Genomic DNA, 19,332 nt, shown 5'->3' with positions numbered 1-19,332 from the left:
CTGAGAAAGGTCGCTCCACTCGGGTTGCTGCAGTGCCCCGCGGATACGAATCTCCCGTATAACGTCTTCCATGACGTACTCCGATCCAGCGGTGAAGTGATACTCGGGCGGGTATTCCCGTGCGCTTGATCTCCCGGTAACGGAGTCTTCGGCAACGGAATGCCGAGCGCGTGCATCTGCTGGAACGAATTGCGCAGGCGCCGAAAGCCCCCCGTTGGCCTGGAGCGATCCTGCCTGATTCAACGAAGCAAATCAACAGCGTTTCGATGTTTTATCAGTGAACGCAATGCAACAAGATTCAACCATAAAAAGGGCGCACTGAGATAAACTCAGTGCGCCCTTTTTGTAATTCACTCGCGGCGAATCCCCGCGTGATATCCGCCGGTGTCAGAGAGGCACCGGTGCCTCCGTGCCGCGCCTGGCGAGGCTCCGGAGGTGTTCCCTGAGGCTGAAGCCCGGCGCCGACGCGTCCTCGGGCGTCAGGGCGGCGCCCTGCGTCAGGAGGCGGCGGGCCGCGAGGTGGTCGGCGGGCCGGTTGACGGACTCGACGGCCTGCAGATCCTGCCCGTGGAAGAGCAGCACCGAGAAGGCGTCGGGATCGTCGCCGAGCACGACCTCGGAGTCGTGCCCTTCGTTGAACCCCGCGATCTGCACGGTGGTGGCGAACTGGTCGCTCCAGAACCACGGCAGTTCGTCGTACGCACGGGGCGACCCGGTCAGCCGCTCGGCGACCAACTGGGCGTGCCCCACGGCGTTCTGGACCGATTCGAGCCGCAGCCGGCTGCCGGAGCGCACCTGCGGGAACGCGGCGCAGTCACCGATGGCCGAGATGTGCGGATCGTCGGTCAGCAGCCGGGAGTCGACGGTGATGCCGCCGTTCACGGGGAGACCGGCCGCGGCGGCCAGCTCCGTGCGCGGGGTGACACCGACGCCGACCAGGACCAGGTCGGCGGGGAGCCGGCGGCCGTCGGCGAGCTCCACCGCCGTGACCCCCGAGCGGCCGTCGCCGTGCAGGGCCGTGACGCCCTGGCCGAACAGCAGCTCCGTGCCCTTGCCGCGGTGCAGCCGCGTGAAGTGCTCCGCGGTCGGCGCCGACACGACCCGGGCGAGCGGCCGGTCGAGCGCTTCGACGACGGTCACCTCGACGCCCGCCTCCCGCGCCACGGCGGCGAATTCGAGACCGATGAACCCGGCCCCCACCACCACCGCGCGCCGCGCCCCCGCCAGCGACGACTGCAGCGCGGCGGCGTCCTGCGCGGTGCGCAGGGTGTGCACGCCGCGCAGCTCCGCGCCCGGCACGGAGAGCGTGCGGGGCGTGGCGCCGGTGGCCAGGACGAGATGGCCGTAGTCGTACGTGGAGCCGTCGGTGAGGCGTACCGTGCGGGCGGCCGGGTCGATCTCCGTCACGGTGCCCGCGACCAGGTCGATGGACTGGCGTACGTAGTACGTCGCGGGCCGCAGCCACAGCTCCGCCTCGTCCGCCTCGCCCTTGAGGTACGCCTTGGACAGCGGCGGACGCTCGTAGGGCAGCGCGTCCTCGGCGCTGATGAGCGTGATGCGTCCGGTGTAGCCGTGCTCCCGCAGGGACGCCGCGGTCTGGTAACCGCCCTGGCCGGCGCCGACCACGACGACCGAGTCGGGCTGGGTGTGCTCCGTCATCAGTTCTGCCGTTCGGGGGTGTGGACGATGAGGCCGTCCAGGGCGTCGCTCGACTTGAGCTGGCAGCTCAGCCGGCTGTTGGGCTTGCGCGGGCACGCCGTGAAGTCGAGCATCTCGTCCTCCCGCTCCTTCGGCGGCTCCAGCTTGTCGAGGGTGGTCTCGTCCACGTAGACGTGGCAGGTGGCGCACTGCATGTTGCCGCCGCACTGGGCGACGATGCCGTCGATGTCGTTGAAGACGGCGCCGCGCATGACGCTCGTGCCGGCCGGGACGTCGATCGTGGTCTGGTTGCCGTCGACATTGACGTACGTGATTTTGGGCATGACGGAACTCCTTGATGGCATCCGGACGTGCGTGCGCGAGGGCGGGTCGTGGTGCGGATTGCCTGGCAAGTGGAAAACGGAAGGGTGAGACGGCGTGCCGACGGCCGAAGGGGGAACGCGGACACCCCTGCCGACTCGAACTCGCTGGCCGTCGGGACACGCGACGTCCTGGGCCAGGGCTGTGGCAGCGCTTGGAGAGTACCAAACCGATTCAGGCCGGGCCAGGACCGTCCGGGCGCCCGGGGGTTGACTCAGCCTTGACTCAGGGATGACTCAAGGTCGGCGTCCGCGGCGCTTGTCGGGCAGCCGGTGCGTCATGAAGGGCCGACTGCGCGTGAACTCCCGGAACTTCACCGCGGCGTCGGACAGGTAGGCGTCGCGGCTCCACACCAGCGTGAGCACCCGGCTGCAGTCCGGCGCGTTCAAGTGCACCCAGGCGACCGGCACTTGGGAGTCCGTGCCGGCCTGCCGGGAGATCGCCGGGATCAGGCCGATGCCGAGCCCCGCGCTGATCATGTCCTGGCTGGCGCCCGGCTCGTCGCCCTCGCAGGAGATCATCGGAGTGAGGCCCTCGGAAGCGAAGAGGCGGTCCAGGAGCGTGCGTTGCCACTGGCCGACGCGGGTCGTCACGAACGGCTCGGTGGCGATCTCACGGATCGTCACGCTCTCCTGGCCGTCGAGCCAGTGGCCGCGCGGGACGGCGAGCAGCACCTCCTCGCGAGCCAGCTCGATCATCTCCAGGTTCGTGCCGGTCAGCGGCTGTGAGGCCACACAGAAGTCGACCTCCCTGGCGCGCAGCTGACGGTCCATCTCCTCCGCGTTCGACTGGTAGAGCCGGACGTCCGCGCGGGGGTAGGCGGCGCGGAAGCTGCCGAGGAGATGGGTGATGGTCAGGAGGGTCTCGGAGGCGACGCTGACCCGGCCGAACGCCGTGTCGCGGGCGTCGCTCAGGACCCTGCGGGCGTCGTCGAGTTCACTCAGGGCGCGGTCCACGTGGTGCAGGAAGACCACGCCGTACTGGTTCAGCCGGATGCGGCGGCCCTGCCGGTCGAAGAGGGGGGTGCCGAGCTCGGCCTCCAGGCGCGCGATGGTGCGGCTCAGCGAGGGCTGGGCGACGTGCAGCTCCTCCGCGGCACGGCTGATGTGCTCGTAACGGGCGACCGTCTGGAAGTAGCGCAACTGCAGAAGATCCATGATCCACCTTCACTTATGCCTTCCTGGACATCATCACATGGCTAAACCGGTCTTGGATTGCATAAGGATTTCTCTCTACCGTCTTCATCGAGGTCACCGCACAGGTGGCGGGCAACGCGGCCCGGCACCTGCACACGCGAAGCGGCGGCCCCACCGTCCACCGTCCGTCACGACCGGCACACCGAACCCCCCAACCGGCCACCGTCCCCCAGGAAGGTCGCATCATGAGCGCTGCGGATCTGGCCCGACTCCAGTTCGCGGCCACGACCGGCATCCACTGGCTGTTCGTGATCCTCACCATGGGACTCGTCCCCATCGTGGCGATCATGCACACCCGGGCCGCGTTCACCCGTGATCCCGCCAAGAGAGCAGTCCGGGAGCGTATGACCCGCTTCTGGGGCCAGCTCTACGTCATCAACTACGCGGTCGGCATCGTCACCGGCCTCGTCATGGAGTTCCAGTTCGGGCTCAGCTGGAGCGGCCTGAGCAAGTTCGCGGGCAACGTCTTCGGCGCCCCGCTGGCCCTCGAAACCCTCATCGCCTTCTTCGCCGAGTCCACCTTCCTCGGCATGTGGATCTTCGGCTGGGGCCGGCTGCGCAGAGGCGTGCACGTCACGCTCATCTGGCTGGTCGCCCTGACCGCGTACGCCTCCGGATACTGGATCCTGATCGCCAACGGCTTCATGCAGCACCCGGTCGGCTACGAGGTCCGCGACGGCGCCGCCTACCTGACCGACTTCGGGGCGCTGCTCACCAACTCCAGCGCTCTGATGGCCCTCTTCCACCTCTCGCTGGGCGCCCTCACCACGGGCGGCTGCTTCGTCGCCGGCGTCAGCGCCTGGCACTACCTGCGCGGCACCAAGGAAACCGAGCTCTTCCGGCCCTCCCTGAAGCTCGGGCTCTGGGTGTCGACCGTCGCCTCCTTCTTCGTGGTCGTCGTCGGCGAGATGCAGCGCCCCATCATCGAGCGCACCCAGCCGATGAAGGACGCGGTCCTGGAGAACCACGGCGTCGCCGAGCTGCAGGCCGAGCTCGTCAAGGAGCACGGGCCAGGCAACTACGTGCCCTGGCAGGACACGATGCGGATCTCGATGGACGTCATGACGCTCATCGGCAACACCGTCTCCACCATCACCTTCATCGCCCTCATCCTTCTGTGGAAGGACCGGCTGATGCGCTGGCGCTGGGCCTCCTGGATCCTGGTCGCGACGGTCCCGTTCCCGTTCATCGCCTCCGTGGGCGGCTGGATCGTCCGCGAGGTCGGCCGCCAGCCCTGGATCATCTACGGCGAGCTGACCGTCGAGGACGCGCTGTCCCACGTCGGCAAGACCTCGCTGCTCCTGTCCTGCGTCCTGTTCATCGCCATCTTCGTCGCGCTGGCCGTGACGAACTGGACCCTGATCACTCGGTTCGCGCTCCGCGGCCCCGACGCCACCCAGCTCGGCGTCAGCGAGCCCCTGCCGGACGACCTGCCCGAGGGACCGGGCGGCAGCACCAGCGAGAAGCAGCCGGTGCCCGCGCTCTGAGCCGGACAGCACCGGCACCCCCACCGAGATGACCTCCCCTGCTGTAACGGAAAGTTGAGCGAGATGAGTCTGGAGACCGTCTGGCTGGCCCTCCTGGGCCTGCTACTCGCCGGGTACTTTGTGCTCGGCGGCTACGACTACGGCGCACAGATGCTGCACCCCTTCCTCGGCCGGGACCGAGACGGCCAGGACGAGAAGCGCACCAGCGGAAACGCCGCCCTCGACGCCATCGCGCCGTTCTTCCTGGGCAACGAGGTCTGGCTGGTCGCCTTCGCCGGAGTCATGTTCGGCGCCTTCCCGCACCTCGAAGGCACCCTCCTGTCCGGCATGTACCCGCTGATCGTGGCGATCCTCGCCGGCCTGGTCCTCGGCAACGCCGCGGTCCAGCTCCGCCGCCGCTCCCACAGCGCCCGCGGCCGCCGGATGTGGGACGCCCTGATCGTGTTCGGCGGCGTCGTCCCCGCCGTGGCGTGGGGCCTGATCGTGGGCCTGCTGCTGCACGGCGTGCCCCGCCGCGCCGACGGCAGCTTCCACATCGGGTTCGGCGACGTGTTCACGCCGTTCGTGCTCGCCTGCGGAGCCACCACCGTGCTGCTCTTCGCGGCCCACGGCGCGACCTTCGTCGCCCTCCGCTCGGAGCCCGAACTCGCCGCACGGGCGCGGCAGCTGGCCGGCAAGCTGCTCGTCGGGGTCGCCGCCGCGGGCGCCCTCGCCCTGCTCCTCACGCTCTTCGGAGCGGGCGCCTCGATGACGAACCGCGCGACCTCGGCAGTCATCGCCGTCCTGCTCGTCGCGGCCCTCGCCGCCGCCCGGTGGTACCTCGACCGCGGACGCAACGTCCTCGCGTTCGCCGCCACCTGCGCCGCGACCGCGCTGCCCGTACTGCTCATCGGCGCCGGCCACTACCCGTACCTCCTGATCACCGACGCGGGCGCCGGCCTCGACATCGACCACGCCATCACCGACGACGCCACGCTGAAGATCCTCAGCGGCTTCGGGATCCTCGTGATCCCGACGATCCTCGCCTACCAGTTCTGGAGCTGGTGGGCCTTCCGGGGGCGGACGGGACAGCGTCACCCCAGCTACTTCTGACCCCCGGAAAGCGACGAGAGGGACCCCACGATGAAGCCCGTCGAACGCCGTCTGACGCGGGAAATACCGGCACTGCGGCGCCACATGACGTACTCCTCGGTGCTGGCCCTGGCGGGCGCCGGGCTCATCGTCACCCAGGCGGTCCTGCTGGCCACGGCGCTCGCCGACGGCTTCGCCGGACACGGCCTGCGCACCGGCACACTGGCCGCGCTCGGCGCCGTCATGGCGCTGCGCGCGCTGCTGACCTGGCTCCGCGGCGTGCTCGCCCAGCGCGCCGCGGCCGACGCCAAGCGCACCCTGCGCAACCGGATCACCGGACGGCTGCAGCGGACAGGACCGCTGCGGCTGACCGCCCGCCGCCACGGCGAGACGGCCACATTGCTCACCCGCGGCCTCGACGCCCTCGACCCCTACATCGTCGGCTACCTGCCCACGATGGCGGCCACCGCGGTCGTCCCCCTCACGGTCGTCGGCTGGGTGTGGTGGACCGACTGGACCTCCGCGCTGATCATCGTCATCACTCTGCCGCTGATCCCCGTGTTCGGCGCGCTGGTCGGCATGCACACCGCCCAACGCACCGCCCGCCAATGGCGGTTGCTCTCCCGCCTCGGCGGCCACTTCCTGGACGTGGTGGCCGGCCTGCCGACCCTGCGCGCCTTCGGCCGCGAGCGGCACCAGACCAAGGTCGTGCACGAGATGGCGGACGCCCACCGGCGCGCCACCATGCGCACCCTCCGCGTCGCCTTCCTCTCCTCCCTCGTCCTGGAGACCGTCGCCACCCTCTCCGTGGCGCTGGTCGCCGTCCCCGTCGGACTGCGGCTGCTCCACGGCGACGTCGGACTGCACACCGCCCTGGTCGTCCTCTTCCTCGCCCCCGAGGCGTACCTGCCGCTGCGCGCCATGGGCGCCGCCTTCCACGACAGCGCCGAGGGCATCGCCGTGGCCGAACGCGTCTTCGCCGTCCTCGACGAAGAGGACACGTCCCCGGCACCCGCCGACCGCGTCCCCGCCCCCGACGCCCGCACGGCCCGCCTCACCCTCGACGACGTCACCGTCCACTACCCGGGCCGCACCGAACCCGCCCTCCGCAACGTCTCCCTGACCGTCCGCCCCGGCGAGCACATCGCCCTGGTCGGCCCGAGCGGCGCCGGCAAGTCCACGCTGCTCTCGCTCCTCCTCGGCTTCGTCACCCCCGCTTCGGGCCGGGTCGAGGCCGGCGGCACCGACCTCGCGGGACTCGACCCCGACGACTGGTGCACCCAGGTGGCGTGGGTGCCGCAGCGCCCCCACCTCGTCGCCGGGTCCGTCGCCGAGAACATCCGCCTCGGGCGCCCCGACGCGAGCGACGCCGAGGTGCGGGAGGCGGCCCGCGCCGCGTCCGCCGACCTCTTCGTCGACGAGCTGCCCCAGGGGTACGACACGGTGCTCGGCGAGCACGGCGCCGGGCTCTCCGCCGGTCAGCGCCAGCGGATCGCGCTCGCCCGCGCCTTCCTCAAGGACGCCCCCGTACTGCTCCTCGACGAGCCGACCGCCCACCTCGACCCCGAGAGCGAGGCCGCCGTCACCCGCGCCACCGTCGCCCTCATGCGCGGCCGCACGGCGATCGTCGTCGCCCACCGCACCAGCCTGCTCCCGCACGCGGACCGCGTCATCACGGTACGAGGGGGTGGCATCTCCGTCCCCGGGGCGCCGCCCGCGCCCGAGGCCGCACCCGCGCACGAAGCCACGCCCGCGCCCGAACCGGCGCCGGAATTCAGGCCGGCGCCCGCCCCCGATCCGGTGCCTGCGCACGGACAGCCACCCACCCCCGGGGCATCCCACGCTCCCGAACTCACCCCCACCGAAAGGCTGGTGGCCTCATGAGCGTGTACACCGAGGCCGTCGTCCCGCGCGCCGACGCCCCCGGGCGGCCCGCCCGGCAGACCCGCCCCACCGTCCGGCTCCTGCGCCACCTCCTGCCGTACTGGCGCAGGCTGCTGCCCGCCGCGCTCGCCGCGGCAGGCAGCGAACTCGCCGCCGCCGCGCTGATGGCCACCGCCGCCTGGCTCATCACCCGCGCGGCCGAACAGCCGCCGCTCGCCGCGGTGAGCGTCGCGATCGTCGCCGTGCGGGCGCTGGCCCTCGGGCGTGGCGCGCTGCGCTACATCGACCGGCTCCTCGGCCACGACGGCGTGCTGCGGGCCGTCGCGGGGTTCCGCGCCCGGGTGTACGAGGCGCTCGTGCCGCTCGCTCCCGCGGGCACGCCCGCCTTCCGGAGCGGCGACCTGCTGACCCGCCTCGTCGACGACGTGGACGCCGCCCAGGACCTGCTGCTGCGCGTCATGATCCCGGCCACGGCGGCCTGCGTGGTCGCCGCGAGCGCCACCGGCCTGACCCTGGTGCTGCTGCCGGAGGCCGGTCTGCTGCTCGGACTGCTGCTGGCCGTGGCGGGGCTGCTCGTGCCCGCCCTCGTGCTCGCCCTGTCCCGCCGCGCGGGCCGGGACGAGAAGACGGCACGCGCCGAACTCGCCGCCGTCACCGTCGACCTGACCCAGGGAGCCACGGACCTCGCCGCGTACGGCGCCCGCGGCCGCACCCACGACCGGGCCCGCCGCGTCACGGCCAGGATCGCCGAACTGGAGCGCCACAAGGCCCTGACCACCTCGCTCGCCCAGGCCGTGGTGCTGGTGCTGCAGGGCGCGGCGACGGTCGGCGTCACCTGGCTCGCGCTGCGCGCCCACGCGGCGGGCGACCTGCCCGCCGTGCAGCTCACCGTCCTCGCGGTCCTCGCGCTCGTCTCCTTCGAGGCCCTCGCACCACTGCCCGCCGCCGCCCGCCGCTTCGCCGAGGTCCGGGCCTCCGCGCGGCGCCTCGCCGACCTGTTCGACACACCGGCGCCCGTCGCCGACCCCACAGCCCCGGACCCGCTGCCCACCGACGCACCGCTCGACGTGACCATCACCGGCCTGCGGGTCCGCCACGTCCAGGACGGCCCCCCGGCCCTGGACGGGGCGAACCTGCGGCTGCCGGCCGGTCACCGGGTGGTGCTCCTCGGGGCCAGCGGGTCCGGCAAGTCGACGCTGATCGCCGCGCTCATGCGGTTCGTGCCGTACGAGGCCGGCAGCATCCGCGTCGGCGGCCGCGAACTGAGCCACTGCTCGGGCGCCGACGCCCGCCGCGCGATCACCGGCATGACGCAGGACGCGCACGTCTTCCACGCCACCATCCGCGCCAACCTGCTCCTCGCCGCGCCCGACGCGACCGACGCCGATCTGCGCGAGGCGGCCCGCAGGGCGCGCATCCTGGACTGGATCGAGTCGCTGCCGGACGGCTGGGAGACCGTGCTCGGCGGGGACGGCGCCACCGTCTCGGGCGGCCAGCGCCGACGCCTGCTCCTGGCCCGCGCGCTGCTCGCCGACCCGCCCGTCCTCGTCCTCGACGAACCCACCGAGGGCCTCGACCCGGACACCGCCGCCGAGGTGCTCGCCGACATCCTCGACGCCACCCGCGGCCGCACCACGCTCCTCGTCACGCACGAGCGCTCGGGCCTCGCCGGGGCCGACGAGATCGTGACCCTGGACCGGGGCCGGATCCGTCCCGCCACCCCTGAGGACCTCGACTCCACGGCGGACGGCCCGGTCGCCCCGGTGCTCTGAGTCCCTCTTGCCAAGCTCCGGCGGGCGGCCGAAGATTGTCCCTCCTCGGACGACCTTCGAGGGGTGCTCGTGCCAGGAGTCTGAGGGCGCTCGACCTGAGTGAGGAGCGAAGGCCATGGATTTTGGGCTCGTACTGCAGACCGACCCGCCCGCCTCGGAGGTCGTCGGACTCATGAGGCGCGCGGAGCGCAACGGCTTCGACTACGGCTGGACCTTCGACTCGTCGGTCCTGTGGCAGGAGCCGTTCGTCATCTACAGCCGCATCCTCGAACACACCTCGCGGCTGACCGTCGGCCCCATGGTCACCAACCCGGGCACCAGGACCTGGGAGGTCACCGCCTCCACCTTCGCCACGCTCAACGACATGTACGGCAACCGCACCGTGTGCGGCATCGGGCGCGGCGACTCCGCGATGCGCGTCGCCGGACGCAAGCCCAACACCCTCGCCCGCCTCGCCGAGGCGATCGACGTCATCCGCGACCTCGCCGAGGGCCGCGAGACGGACGTCGGCGGGCAGCGGCTGCGGCTGCCGTGGGTGCGGGACGGGAAGCTGCCGGTGTGGATGGCGGCGTACGGCCCGAAGGCGCTCGCGCTCGCCGGGCAGAAAGCCGACGGGTTCATCCTCCAGCTCGCCGACCCCTATCTGACGCAGTGGATGGTCAAGGCCGTGCGGGACGCGGCCGCCGACGCCGGGCGCGACCCGGCGGACGTCAAGATCTGCGTGGCCGCGCCCGCGTACGTGGGAGACGACCTCGCGCACGCCAGGGAGCAGTGCAGGTGGTTCGGCGGGATGGTCGGCAACCACGTCGCCGACCTCGTCGCCAAATACGGCGAGCACTCCTCGATGGTGCCCGAGGCCCTCACCTCGTACATCAAGGCCCGCCAGGGCTACGACTACAGCCACCACGGGCGGGCCGGGAACCCCGACACGGCCTTCGTGCCGGACGAGATCGTCGACCGGTTCTGTCTGCTCGGACCCGTCGAGGCGCACCTCGAACGGCTGGGGGAGCTCCGGGAGCTGGGCGTCGACCAGTTCGCGGTGTACGCGATGCACGACGCGCGGGAGGACGTCATCGACGCGTACGGCGCCTCGGTCATTCCCGCGCTCTCCTGAGCCGCCCGCGCGCGGCGCGGATCAGGGCACGCGGGCCGTCCACTCGGCGGTCGTGAACTTGGTCCGCACGAGGTCCTCGGCGCGCGCCATCTCCTCGTCGGTGACCTTCCCTTCGACGAGGCCGTAGCGGCCGCGGAACGAGTCGACCATGCGGTCGATGACCGCCTCGCGGGGCAGCCCGGTCTGGCGGCGCAGCGGGTCGACCCGCTTCTTGGCGCTCCGCGTGCCCTTGTCGGACAGCTTCTCCTTGCCGATGCGCAGCACGTCGAGCATCTTGTCCGCGTCGATGTCGTACGACATCGTCACGTGGTGCAGCACCGCGCCCGGGCCGCCGCCCGGCGCCACCATGCGCTTCTGCGCGGCACCCGCGATCTTCCCCGCGTCCGTCGCGATGTCGTTCAGCGGCTGGTACCACGCCTTGATGCCCATGTCGGCGAGCGCGCCGAGCACCCAGTCGTCGAGGTAGGCGTAACTGTCCTGGAAGGAGAGCCCCTGCACGAGGGCGTCCGGGACGGACAGGGAGTACGTGATGGTGTTGCCCGGCTCCACGAACATCGCCCCGCCGCCGGAGATCCGGCGCACCACGTCGATGCCGTGCCGCGCCGCGCCCTCCGCGTCGACCTCGTTGGCGAGCGACTGGAAACTGCCGATGATCACCGAGGGCGAGGCCCACTCCCACACGCGCAGCGTCGGCGGCCGCCGGCCCGCCGCGACCTCCTGCGTGAGGACCTCGTCGAGGGCCATGTGCAGCGCGGGCGGCTGCGGCGCCTCGTGGATCAGCTGCCAGTCGTAGTCGGTCCAGTCCGTCGCGTGCGCGAGGGCGCGGCGGACGGCGATCCCGACGCCCTCCGACGTCAGGCCGTACATGACCGTGCCCTCGGGGAGCGCGGCGTCGACGCGGGCGGCGAGACCCTGGGCGTCCGTGTCGGCGGGGGCGCCGTCCAGCGCGCCGTTGATCGCGTCGAGCGCCTCGTCGGGCTCCAGGAAGAAGTCACCGGCCACGCGCGTGTTCCGCAGCTCACCGCCCTCGACGTCCAGATCCACCACGACGAGCTTGCCGCCGGGGACCTTGTACTCACCGTGCACCGTGCTGCCTCCATGCCCTGTTCCGAATCGTCCCCCAACGCTAGCCCAGCGCGGGAATGTCCCGTTGTGTGCGCCGTGCGGGGGACCGCACCCCGTACGGCGCATCCCCGCACTCCGGACCGGTCGAAGGACAGGAGGAAGGAACCGCAACGGACCGGCCCACGCCCTCTGGAGTACGCACCATGCACATCTCGGTCGTCCTGTTCACCTCCGACCTGCGGGTGCACGACCACCCGCCGCTGCGTGCCGCCCGCACGGGCGCGGACGCCGTGGTGCCGCTCTTCGTCCGCGACCGGGCCATCGCGGGCCTCGGCATCGCGGGGCCGAACAGGGAGGCGTTCCTCGCCGACTGCCTGGCCGACCTCGACCGGATGCTGCGGGACCGCGGCGGCAGGCTCGTGGTGCGCGAGGGCGACCTCGTCGAGCAGGTGCGGTCCGTCGTCGAGGCGGCGGACGCCGACGAGGTCCACATGGCGGCCGGCGTCAGCCGGTACGCGCACGCCCGCGAGCAGCGGCTCCGCGAGGCGCTGGAGCGCGACGGCAGGCGCCTGTACGTCCACGACGCCGTCGTCACCGCGGTCGCCCCCGGCGCGGTGACCCCCGCGAGCTCCGACCACTTCGCCGTCTTCACCCCCTACTTCCGCCGCTGGTCGGCCCAGGGCGTACGAGCCGTGCTCCCCGCCCCGCGCACCGTGCCCGTCCCGGGCCACATCCGCTCCGTCCCTTTCCCCGCCCGCGACGACATGGACGGCCTCTCGCCGGGGCTCGCCCGGGGCGGCGAGAGCGTCGGCCGCGCACTCTGGAAGGCCTGGCTGCGCGACGGCATCGACCGCTATACGGAGACCCACGACGACCTCGCGGCCGACGCCACATCGAAGCTCTCGCCCCACCTGCACTTCGGCACGCTGTCGGCCGCCGAACTCGTCCACGGGGCCCGCGACCGGGCGACCGCGGGCGCCGAAGGCTTCGTCAGGCAACTGTGCTGGCGCGACTTCCACCACCAGGTGCTCGCCGCCAGACCGGCCGCGGCCACCGCCGACTACCGCCCGCGCGGCGACCGCTGGCGCTCCGAGGAGTCGGCGCGGGACGACATCCTGGCCTGGCAGGAGGGGCGCACGGGCTACCCGATCGTCGACGCCGCCATGCGCCAGCTGCGCCACGAGGGGTGGATGCACAACCGCGGCAGACTGCTGACCGCGAGCTTTCTGACCAAGACGCTGTACGTCGACTGGCGGGTGGGCGCCCGGTACTTCCAGCGGCTCCTCGTCGACGGCGACACCGCCAACAACCAGCTCAACTGGCAGTGGGTGGCGGGGACCGGCACGGACAGCCGCCCCAACCGGGTGCTCAACCCCGTGCTCCAGGCGAAACGTTACGACCCGGACGGCACCTACGTACGCCGTTGGGTGCCCGAGCTCGGCGCGCTGCGGGGCGCGGCGGCCCACGAGCCCTGGAAGCTGCCGGACCGGGAGCGGGAACGCTACGACTACCCCGAGCCGCTCGTCGAACTGGCCGACGGGCTCAGCCGGTTCAAGCAGGCTCGGGGCATCGCATGACGGACGGCAGCGGCGGGTGCCGGGTCAGGCCGTGGCGATCCTCTCGACGAGGGAGCGCACCGCCTCCAGCGCGTCGGCCGGCGGCGCGAGCGGCTCGTCCGGGTGCGGGAAGCCGATGTCGTGCACCGCGACGGCCCGCGGCGCGAGCTCCTCGGCGAGCACGCGGAGCCAGCTGCTCAACGCCGCCTTGGAGGCGGTGTAGTCGGCGGTTCCCGGCTCGGGCACGGGCGGTTCCGTACGCGACCGGGGTGCCCTCGCCCCGCCGGTGGCCGCCAGCAGGAACCCCTTGTCCGCCACCACGGGAGCCGCGCCCCGCAGCACGGCCATGGGGCACAGCGCGTTCACCGTCAGGAGATGCCCGGCCACGTCGTTCGACACGTCCTCGACGGCGCCGAAACCCGTGGCCCCGACCGTCACGAGCACCCCGTCGAGCCTCAGGAGCATCCGCTCCGCCCATGGGCCGAGCGCGGAACACTGGTCCAGGTCCGACGCCTCGAAGCACCGGGCCGGTACCCCGCCGAGATCCCGTGCGAGCGCGGTGAGCCGCACCGGGTTGCGCCCGGCCAGGGCGACTTCTCCGCCGAGCTCGGCCAGGGCGCGGGCGGCGAGACCACCGAGGACGCCGGTGGCCCCGACCACCAGCACGCGGGCACCCGAGATTTCCATGTCTGCCTCCCAACGCCTGTGCGCGATTGCCGGATGCACGGGACTTCACGCTGAACGGGCCGGACGGATGCAGCGCGCGGCGGGCCGGGAGGACGCGGCGTGCAGAGCGGGTGCCGCGGTTCCCAGGCAGCTCCGCAGGGTCCGCAGCCCGCGCCGCATGTGGCTCTTGACGGTGCCGAGCGGCAGGCCGGTCCGCTCCGAGATCTGGCTCTGCGTCAGGTCGCCGTAGAACGCGAGGCGCAGCACCAACTGCTGTGCGGGCGGCAGGTTCGCGAGTTCGCGCTGGACGAGGAGCCGGTCCAGGATCTGCTCCGGACAGGAGCCGGCGGCGACGGGGGCCGCCTCCTGCCGGGCGCCCACGGCCGCCACGAGCACGGCGCGCCGGGCCCTGGCGGTGAGCGCGTCGGCGACCTTGTGCCGCGTGATGCCCACCAGCCAGCCGCCCAGACCGCCCGCGCCCGGACGGTACCCGCGCCGCCCGCGCCAGGCGGCGAGGAACACCTGCTGCGTCACGTCCTCGGCGTCCGCGCCGTCGCCCAGCGCGCGCCCGGCGAGCCGGTGGACGAGCCGGCCCCAACGGCGGTAGACGGCGGCGAGACAGAGCTCGTCACCGGCGGCGAAGCCCGCCGCGAGCTGCTCGTCCCCGAGCAGGTCCTCGGGGTGCCGGATGCCGTCGTGGGTCCCGGGGTCGACCGTCACCATGATGCGTACTCCTCGTGCGGGGGCCGGAGTTGACCCACACTGGTGACAGTCCGTGAGAGACGACAACTTGCAGCGATTGTGCGTCGTATCGTCGCGGTATGGGAGCTACCCGGCGACCGGGCCACGCCCGGCAGAACGACCAGGACCCCGCGCTGACCACCGGGACCGTCGCCCGCAGACTGGGCGTCGCACCGACCACGCTGCGCTCGTGGGAACGGCGGTACGGAATCGGGCCCGCCGACCGCGAACAGGGCCGCCACCGCCGCTGGACCGCCGTCGACGTGGCGCGGGTGGAGGAGATGTGCCGGCTGACCGCGCTCGGCGTGCCGCCCGCGGAGGCGGCGCGCGTCGCCCTGCGGGAGACCGAGACCGAGGCCGCGATCCCGGCCCCCCGGGCCGCCCGGCGCGGCGGCGGCCGGGAGGCACTCTCCCTCCCCCTCGGCAACGTCCGCCAGGAGTGCCGCGGCCTGGCCAGGGCCGCGGTGCGCCTCGACGCTCCCGCCGTCGAGTCACAACTGCGGCTCACATTGGGCGAGTACGGCTTCATCACGGGCTGGCAGGAGGTCATGGCGCCGGCCCTGCATGCCGTCGGACGCAAGTGGGCGTCGTCCGGCGAGCGGTATGTGGAGGTCGAGCATCTGCTCTCGTGGCATGTCTCGTCCGCCTTGCGGCGCACCCCCGGGGCGGGAGCGGGCCGGGACGCGGGCGCGTCGAGGGCCGCCCCGCCGGTGGTGCTGGCCTGCGTACCGGGGGAGCAGCACACGCTTCCGCTGGAGGCCCTCACCGCGGTTCTGGGTGAACGCGAACTCCCCACGCGGATGTTCGGCGCCGCCCTCCCCGCGGAGGCGCTGTACGAGGCGGTGCGGCGCATCGGCCCTTCGGCGGTGGTGCTCTGGGCGCACTCGCGCAACACCGCCGACCGCGCGCTGGTCCACCTGGTCGCCGACACCGAGTGGGGTGTGCGAGGGGCCCGGACCCACCCCGCCGTGCTCGTCGCCGGGCCCGGCTGGTCGCCGACGGCGGGCGCGTACGCACCCGGGGTCGAGCGCCTGACGGGGCTGCGGACGGCGGCGGACCGGATCGAGGCGCTCCTGGCGGCCTGAACCCCGACGGGGGTGGGCCGGGCCCTCGTTCACGCCGTCGTGGCCGCCACGGTCACGCGGCAGGAGAACGCCTCGTTGTCCTCCTGGAGGGCGGTGACCGACACGCTGGGGTGGCCTCCGGGGCGGGCGGCTGGCTCGACGCACGCGGTGATCACGCAGGGGGTGTCGAACTCGACGTAGCGGAAGAAGGCCGACTCGAAGCGGACCGGGACGACGGTGTCCGCGCGGGGGCCCTGGACGGCGTGGGCCGCCTGCCGGGCAGCCTCAAGGAGCAGCATGCCCGGGGCGTGGTCGACGGGGTGGTCGAACAGGATGGGGTGCGACTGGTCGACCCGCAGCTGCCACTGGTCCGGTCTCGCGGTGGGCGAGAGCACGACGTCAGCGGCATGCTCGCGGTTCACGAGAGCGGGCGGGACCACCGGGGCCGAGGCGCCGACCGGCACGGGGACCGCACCGGCGAGATCGCTCGGCGCCGTGTACCGGTCGCCCCGCAGCCTGCGGTAGATCGACGGGGCGTGGCTGCTGAACCGCGTGTGCGCGGTGCCGAGGTGCAGGCCGTCCCGCAGGATCTCGACGTCCATCGTGAGGGCCGCGAGACGGCCGCCGCGCCGGACGATGTCGTTGCAGCTGATGCGGAGTTCGACGTCCATCGGTCGGCCGTCCGCCCACATCGCCTCGTGCGCGACCTCGTAGGTGAAGTGCTGCCAGATGAGGTGGTGGCCGAGCGGCACGTCGTAGCAGGCGTGGGAGATCAGCGGGATGCTCTGCCGCAGGGTCTCGGCGAGCAGCATCGGATCGTGCCGCCCGGCGACGGACGCGTAGAACGAGTGGGTTCGCGGCCACCGGGCGGTGACCGTCACGCGGTCCTCGCCCGCGGGCGCCCAGCCGGTGAGCAGCACTTCGGCGCGGGCGAGCTTGTGGGTGAACTCCTGTGGAACGGCCCGAAGTTGGGCTGTGCGCGTGGTCTGTGCATACGAAACGAGAGTCATGGGTCCCCCCCAGGGATGAGTGACGTCGCTGCCCGAACGGTTGCGCGAGCTCTGGTGTCCCAGAACCATGCGGAGTAAAGTAACGTGCGTTCTTTTTGTTTGTCGAGAGAGGCCGTCCGAATGCCGGAACCGAAGCAGGAGCGGGCCCAGAAGACGCGCGACGAGATCCTTCGCGCCGCTGCTGAGGTCTTCGACGAGCGCGGGTACAGCGGCGCCAGCATGCGGGAGATCATGAACCGCGCCGGTGTGACGCTCGGAGCCGTCTACTTCCACTTCCCCAACAAGGAGGCGCTGGCCCTGGCCGTCATGCGGGCTCAGCCGGCGAGCATCGTGCCCGCCCTGAAGTCGCGGGGCCTGCAGCGCCTGGTGGACATCACGTTCGTGTGGGCGCACAAGCTGCAGACGGACCCGACGCTCCGCGCGGGCGTCCGGCTCACCAGCGAGCAGACGGGTTTCGGCCTCGACGACGCCACTCCGTACCGCGAGTGGGCCCAGATCATGGAGGAGTGCCTGGCCGACGGGCTCGCGGCGGGCGACGTCCGCCCGGACGTCGACGTCCGCACGCTGGCCGAGTTCGTCGTGTCGGCGTGTACGGGCCTCCAGGCGTACTCCCTCCTGGCGACCGGCCGCGAGGACCTGCCCGAGCGGACCCGGGCGATGTGGCGACTGCTCATGCCCGCCATCGCCACGGACGAGGCCGCCCACAGCATCGACGTGAGCGAGGCGCGGGAAGCCGCCGTCAACGCCTGACGGCGCGCCCCGGCCGACGGCCGCACCCCTTGTCACCATCCATCCGCCCGACCCAACAGCAGCCAAGGACGTTCCATGCACCAGCACTTCGACCGACTGCGTCTCGTGGCGCTCAACATCGACGGCGTTCTGCTCAACGACACGTTCAGCCCCGTCATCGGCAACTTCATCACCAGTCGCGGGGGTGTGTACGACGCGGGGACCGAGCGCCGCATCCTCTCCCAGCCGCGCCGCGTCGCGGGCGTCGAGATGGCCCGCGCGGCCGGCCTCGACGTGACGGGCGAGCAGGCGCTGGAGCTCTACTTCGCCGAGCGCGACCGCTACGTCGCCGACCACCCGGTGCGGCCGAACCCCGGCGCCGCCGAACTGCTCCGGCGCGTACGCGACCTGGGGCTTCGAGTCGTCTGCTACGGAGGCCTGAGCAAGCCCCACTTCGACACCCACCTGGGGGCCTGGTCCCACCTCTTCGACGGCCCCGGTTACGTCTGCACCGACTCGTTCCGGCCGGGCATCAAGGAGATCGCCGGGGACGTCTTCGGCCTCCGCCTCGACGAGGTGCTGTTCGTGGACGACGTCGCCAGGGTCGCCGAGGCGGCCAAGGGACTCGACGTGCCGTTCATCGGCCACCCCTGCAGCTTCCAGCGCACGTTCATGGAAGAGCTGGCGACGCGGCACATCGTCGACTCGCTGGACGCGATCGACGAGGAACTGCTGCGCACGGTCGACGCGGAGGCCGCAGCGGGCACGATCTGGCGTTCCCCGGTGCCGAGTTGAGCCACGGACAGGAACCCACGATGAACGACACCACCACGGTCGGCACCACGAGAGACGGCGCGATGACGAACACCGGACACGGCCTGCTGGCCGGCAAGACCATCATGATCACGGGTGCCTCCAGCGGCATCGGCGCGGCGGCGGCCCGGCTCTTCGCCGCCGAAGGGGCGGCCGTGGTCGTCACGGCGCGCAGGGAGGGGCACATCGAGAAGCTCGCCGCGGAGATAGCGGAGGCCGGGGGCCAGGCACTCGCGGTTCCCGGGGACGTGACGGTCCCGGCGGACGTCAAGCGCGTGGTCGACGCGGCGGTGGAGACGTACGGCCGGCTCGACGCGGGCTTCAACAACGCGGGATGGGCCACGGCGGGCACGCTGATGCACGAGACCGACGACGCCGTCTTCGACCGGGTCATGGACGTGAACGTCCGTGGTGTCTGGAACTGCATGAAGGCCCAGATCAACGCGATGCTGGCCGACGGCCGAGGGGGAGCCGTCGTCAACACCGCGAGCGCGGCGGGCGTGGTCGCGACCGGTGCCACGGCGTCCTACATCGCGGCGAAGCACGCGGTGATCGGTCTGACGAAGGCGGGCGGCGACGAGTACGGCCGCCGCGGGATCCGGGTGAACGCCCTGGTGGTGGGGAGCACCCGGACGGAGCTCATGGACCAGGTGCTGACGGAGACGCCCTCGCTGGAGGAGAGTTTCATCTCCCGCTCCATGCAGAAGCGCATGGCCGAGCCGGTGGAGGTGGCGCAGGCCGCCGCGTGGCTGCTCAGCGACCGGTCCTCCTTCGTCACGGGCGGCTCGGTGCCGGTCGACGGCGGGTGGACGGCGGCCTGACGCCCGACGACGGCGCGCGCGGGCGGGATCGAGCGGCCCTCGCCCGAACGCGTCCGCGTTGTCGGTGAGTTGCCAAAGGCGGGAGCGGTTCGGGCGCAGGGGCCCGGTGGGGCGGCGCGGGGCCAGTAACGTCCGGTCCGAAGCTGTCCGTCCAAGGATTCGGAAGGTCTCACCGGTGCCCCTGCTCATCTCTCCCGTCCCGACGTCCTCCCCGCTGGCGGTGCCCGCGGAGGCTCCCGACCGCAACCTCGCCCTGGAGCTCGTCCGGGTCACCGAGGCGGCCGCCATGGCCGCGGGCCGCTGGGTCGGCCGCGGCGACAAGAA

General features: G+C 72.3%; 18 protein-coding genes. 11 read left to right on the top strand and 7 right to left on the bottom strand.

The genetic code is table 11. The features are described from left to right. Positions 1-387: 387 nt before the first annotated feature. The 3 genes from ACH4D5_RS38740 to ACH4D5_RS38730 form a co-directional block, all read right to left on the bottom strand. On the bottom strand, positions 388-1,659 hold the full coding sequence (locus tag ACH4D5_RS38740) for an NAD(P)/FAD-dependent oxidoreductase (RefSeq protein ID WP_398312929.1): 1,272 nt from the start codon (positions 1,657-1,659) through the stop codon (positions 388-390). Continuing rightward, entirely contained in the window at positions 1,659-1,982 is a 324-nt protein-coding gene (locus tag ACH4D5_RS38735; RefSeq protein WP_398312926.1) for a 2Fe-2S iron-sulfur cluster-binding protein, read from the bottom strand. Before ACH4D5_RS38735 ends, ACH4D5_RS38740 begins: the two co-directional genes overlap by 1 nt. Positions 1,983-2,255: 273 nt before the next feature. Beyond that, positions 2,256-3,176 carry a LysR family transcriptional regulator gene (locus tag ACH4D5_RS38730; RefSeq protein ID WP_398312923.1) on the bottom strand — a complete coding sequence of 307 codons (921 nt, stop codon included), beginning with the start codon at positions 3,174-3,176 and terminating at the stop codon, positions 2,256-2,258. Between the two features lie 224 nt (positions 3,177-3,400). On the opposite strand from ACH4D5_RS38730, the gene ACH4D5_RS38725 reads away from it, so the two are divergent. The 5 genes from ACH4D5_RS38725 to ACH4D5_RS38705 all read left to right on the top strand — a co-directional run bounded on the left by ACH4D5_RS38725 (position 3,401) and on the right by ACH4D5_RS38705 (position 10,543). Then, positions 3,401-4,702: a cytochrome ubiquinol oxidase subunit I gene (locus ACH4D5_RS38725; RefSeq protein WP_398312920.1), complete on the top strand. Its 1,302-nt coding sequence runs from the start codon at positions 3,401-3,403 to the stop codon at positions 4,700-4,702. Between the two features lie 63 nt (positions 4,703-4,765). Continuing rightward, positions 4,766-5,794: a cytochrome d ubiquinol oxidase subunit II gene (gene cydB, locus ACH4D5_RS38720; RefSeq protein ID WP_398312918.1), complete on the top strand. Its 1,029-nt coding sequence runs from the start codon at positions 4,766-4,768 to the stop codon at positions 5,792-5,794. 30 nt (positions 5,795-5,824) lie between these two features. Further along, on the top strand, positions 5,825-7,657 hold the full coding sequence (cydD, locus tag ACH4D5_RS38715) for a thiol reductant ABC exporter subunit CydD (RefSeq protein WP_398312915.1): 1,833 nt from the start codon (positions 5,825-5,827) through the stop codon (positions 7,655-7,657). After that, on the top strand, positions 7,654-9,429 hold the full coding sequence (gene cydC / locus ACH4D5_RS38710; protein ID WP_398312912.1) for a thiol reductant ABC exporter subunit CydC: 1,776 nt from the start codon (positions 7,654-7,656) through the stop codon (positions 9,427-9,429). Before cydD ends, cydC begins: the two co-directional genes overlap by 4 nt. 115 nt (positions 9,430-9,544) lie before the next feature. Continuing rightward, on the top strand, positions 9,545-10,543 hold the full coding sequence (locus ACH4D5_RS38705) for a TIGR03842 family LLM class F420-dependent oxidoreductase (RefSeq protein WP_398312909.1): 999 nt from the start codon (positions 9,545-9,547) through the stop codon (positions 10,541-10,543). 21 nt (positions 10,544-10,564) lie between these two features. Here the strand turns inward: ACH4D5_RS38705 and ACH4D5_RS38700 are convergent, their stop codons facing one another. Then, positions 10,565-11,629: a biotin/lipoate A/B protein ligase family protein gene (locus ACH4D5_RS38700; protein WP_398312906.1), complete on the bottom strand. Its 1,065-nt coding sequence runs from the start codon at positions 11,627-11,629 to the stop codon at positions 10,565-10,567. Between the two features lie 182 nt (positions 11,630-11,811). Here ACH4D5_RS38700 and ACH4D5_RS38695 point away from each other — a divergent pair, with 182 nt between their 5' ends. After that, a complete protein-coding gene (locus ACH4D5_RS38695; RefSeq protein ID WP_398312903.1) occupies positions 11,812-13,185 on the top strand; it encodes a cryptochrome/photolyase family protein in 1,374 nt (457 codons plus the stop codon). A gap of 24 nt (positions 13,186-13,209) precedes the next feature. Here the strand turns inward: ACH4D5_RS38695 and ACH4D5_RS38690 are convergent, their stop codons facing one another. After that, a complete protein-coding gene (locus ACH4D5_RS38690; RefSeq protein WP_398312900.1) occupies positions 13,210-13,851 on the bottom strand; it encodes an SDR family NAD(P)-dependent oxidoreductase in 642 nt (213 codons plus the stop codon). Between the two features lie 45 nt (positions 13,852-13,896). Then, complete coding sequence (locus tag ACH4D5_RS38685) at positions 13,897-14,553, bottom strand: RNA polymerase sigma factor (RefSeq protein WP_398312897.1); 657 nt, start codon at positions 14,551-14,553, stop codon at positions 13,897-13,899. 98 nt (positions 14,554-14,651) lie between these two features. On the opposite strand from ACH4D5_RS38685, the gene ACH4D5_RS38680 reads away from it, so the two are divergent. After that, positions 14,652-15,656 (top strand): MerR family transcriptional regulator, encoded by a 1,005-nt coding sequence (locus ACH4D5_RS38680; RefSeq protein WP_398312895.1) that lies wholly within the window; start codon positions 14,652-14,654, stop codon positions 15,654-15,656. A gap of 29 nt (positions 15,657-15,685) precedes the next feature. Here ACH4D5_RS38680 and ACH4D5_RS38675 read toward each other — a convergent pair whose 3' ends face one another. Then, positions 15,686-16,645: a ScbA/BarX family gamma-butyrolactone biosynthesis protein gene (locus ACH4D5_RS38675; RefSeq protein WP_398312892.1), complete on the bottom strand. Its 960-nt coding sequence runs from the start codon at positions 16,643-16,645 to the stop codon at positions 15,686-15,688. Positions 16,646-16,765: 120 nt separating this feature from the next. On the opposite strand from ACH4D5_RS38675, the gene ACH4D5_RS38670 reads away from it, so the two are divergent. The 4 genes from ACH4D5_RS38670 to ACH4D5_RS38655 all read left to right on the top strand — a co-directional run. Continuing rightward, the gene (locus ACH4D5_RS38670; RefSeq protein WP_398312889.1) at positions 16,766-17,395 is read left to right on the top strand and encodes a ScbR family autoregulator-binding transcription factor; all 630 of its coding nucleotides are present in this window, start codon (positions 16,766-16,768) and stop codon (positions 17,393-17,395) included. A gap of 75 nt (positions 17,396-17,470) precedes the next feature. After that, the gene (locus ACH4D5_RS38665; protein ID WP_398312886.1) at positions 17,471-18,169 is read left to right on the top strand and encodes an HAD family hydrolase; all 699 of its coding nucleotides are present in this window, start codon (positions 17,471-17,473) and stop codon (positions 18,167-18,169) included. Between the two features lie 62 nt (positions 18,170-18,231). Next, a complete protein-coding gene (locus ACH4D5_RS38660) occupies positions 18,232-19,008 on the top strand; it encodes an SDR family NAD(P)-dependent oxidoreductase (protein ID WP_398312935.1) in 777 nt (258 codons plus the stop codon). A 187-nt stretch (positions 19,009-19,195) separates the two neighbouring features. After that, the coding region (locus tag ACH4D5_RS38655; RefSeq protein ID WP_398312932.1) for a fructose-bisphosphatase class II at positions 19,196-19,332 on the top strand (137 nt) is incomplete at its 3' end.

This window comes from Streptomyces sp. NPDC018029 (genome assembly GCF_044327655.1).
GTDB lineage: Bacteria > Actinomycetota > Actinomycetes > Streptomycetales > Streptomycetaceae > Streptomyces.
This window is presented reverse-complemented; position numbering and strand designations above follow the sequence as displayed.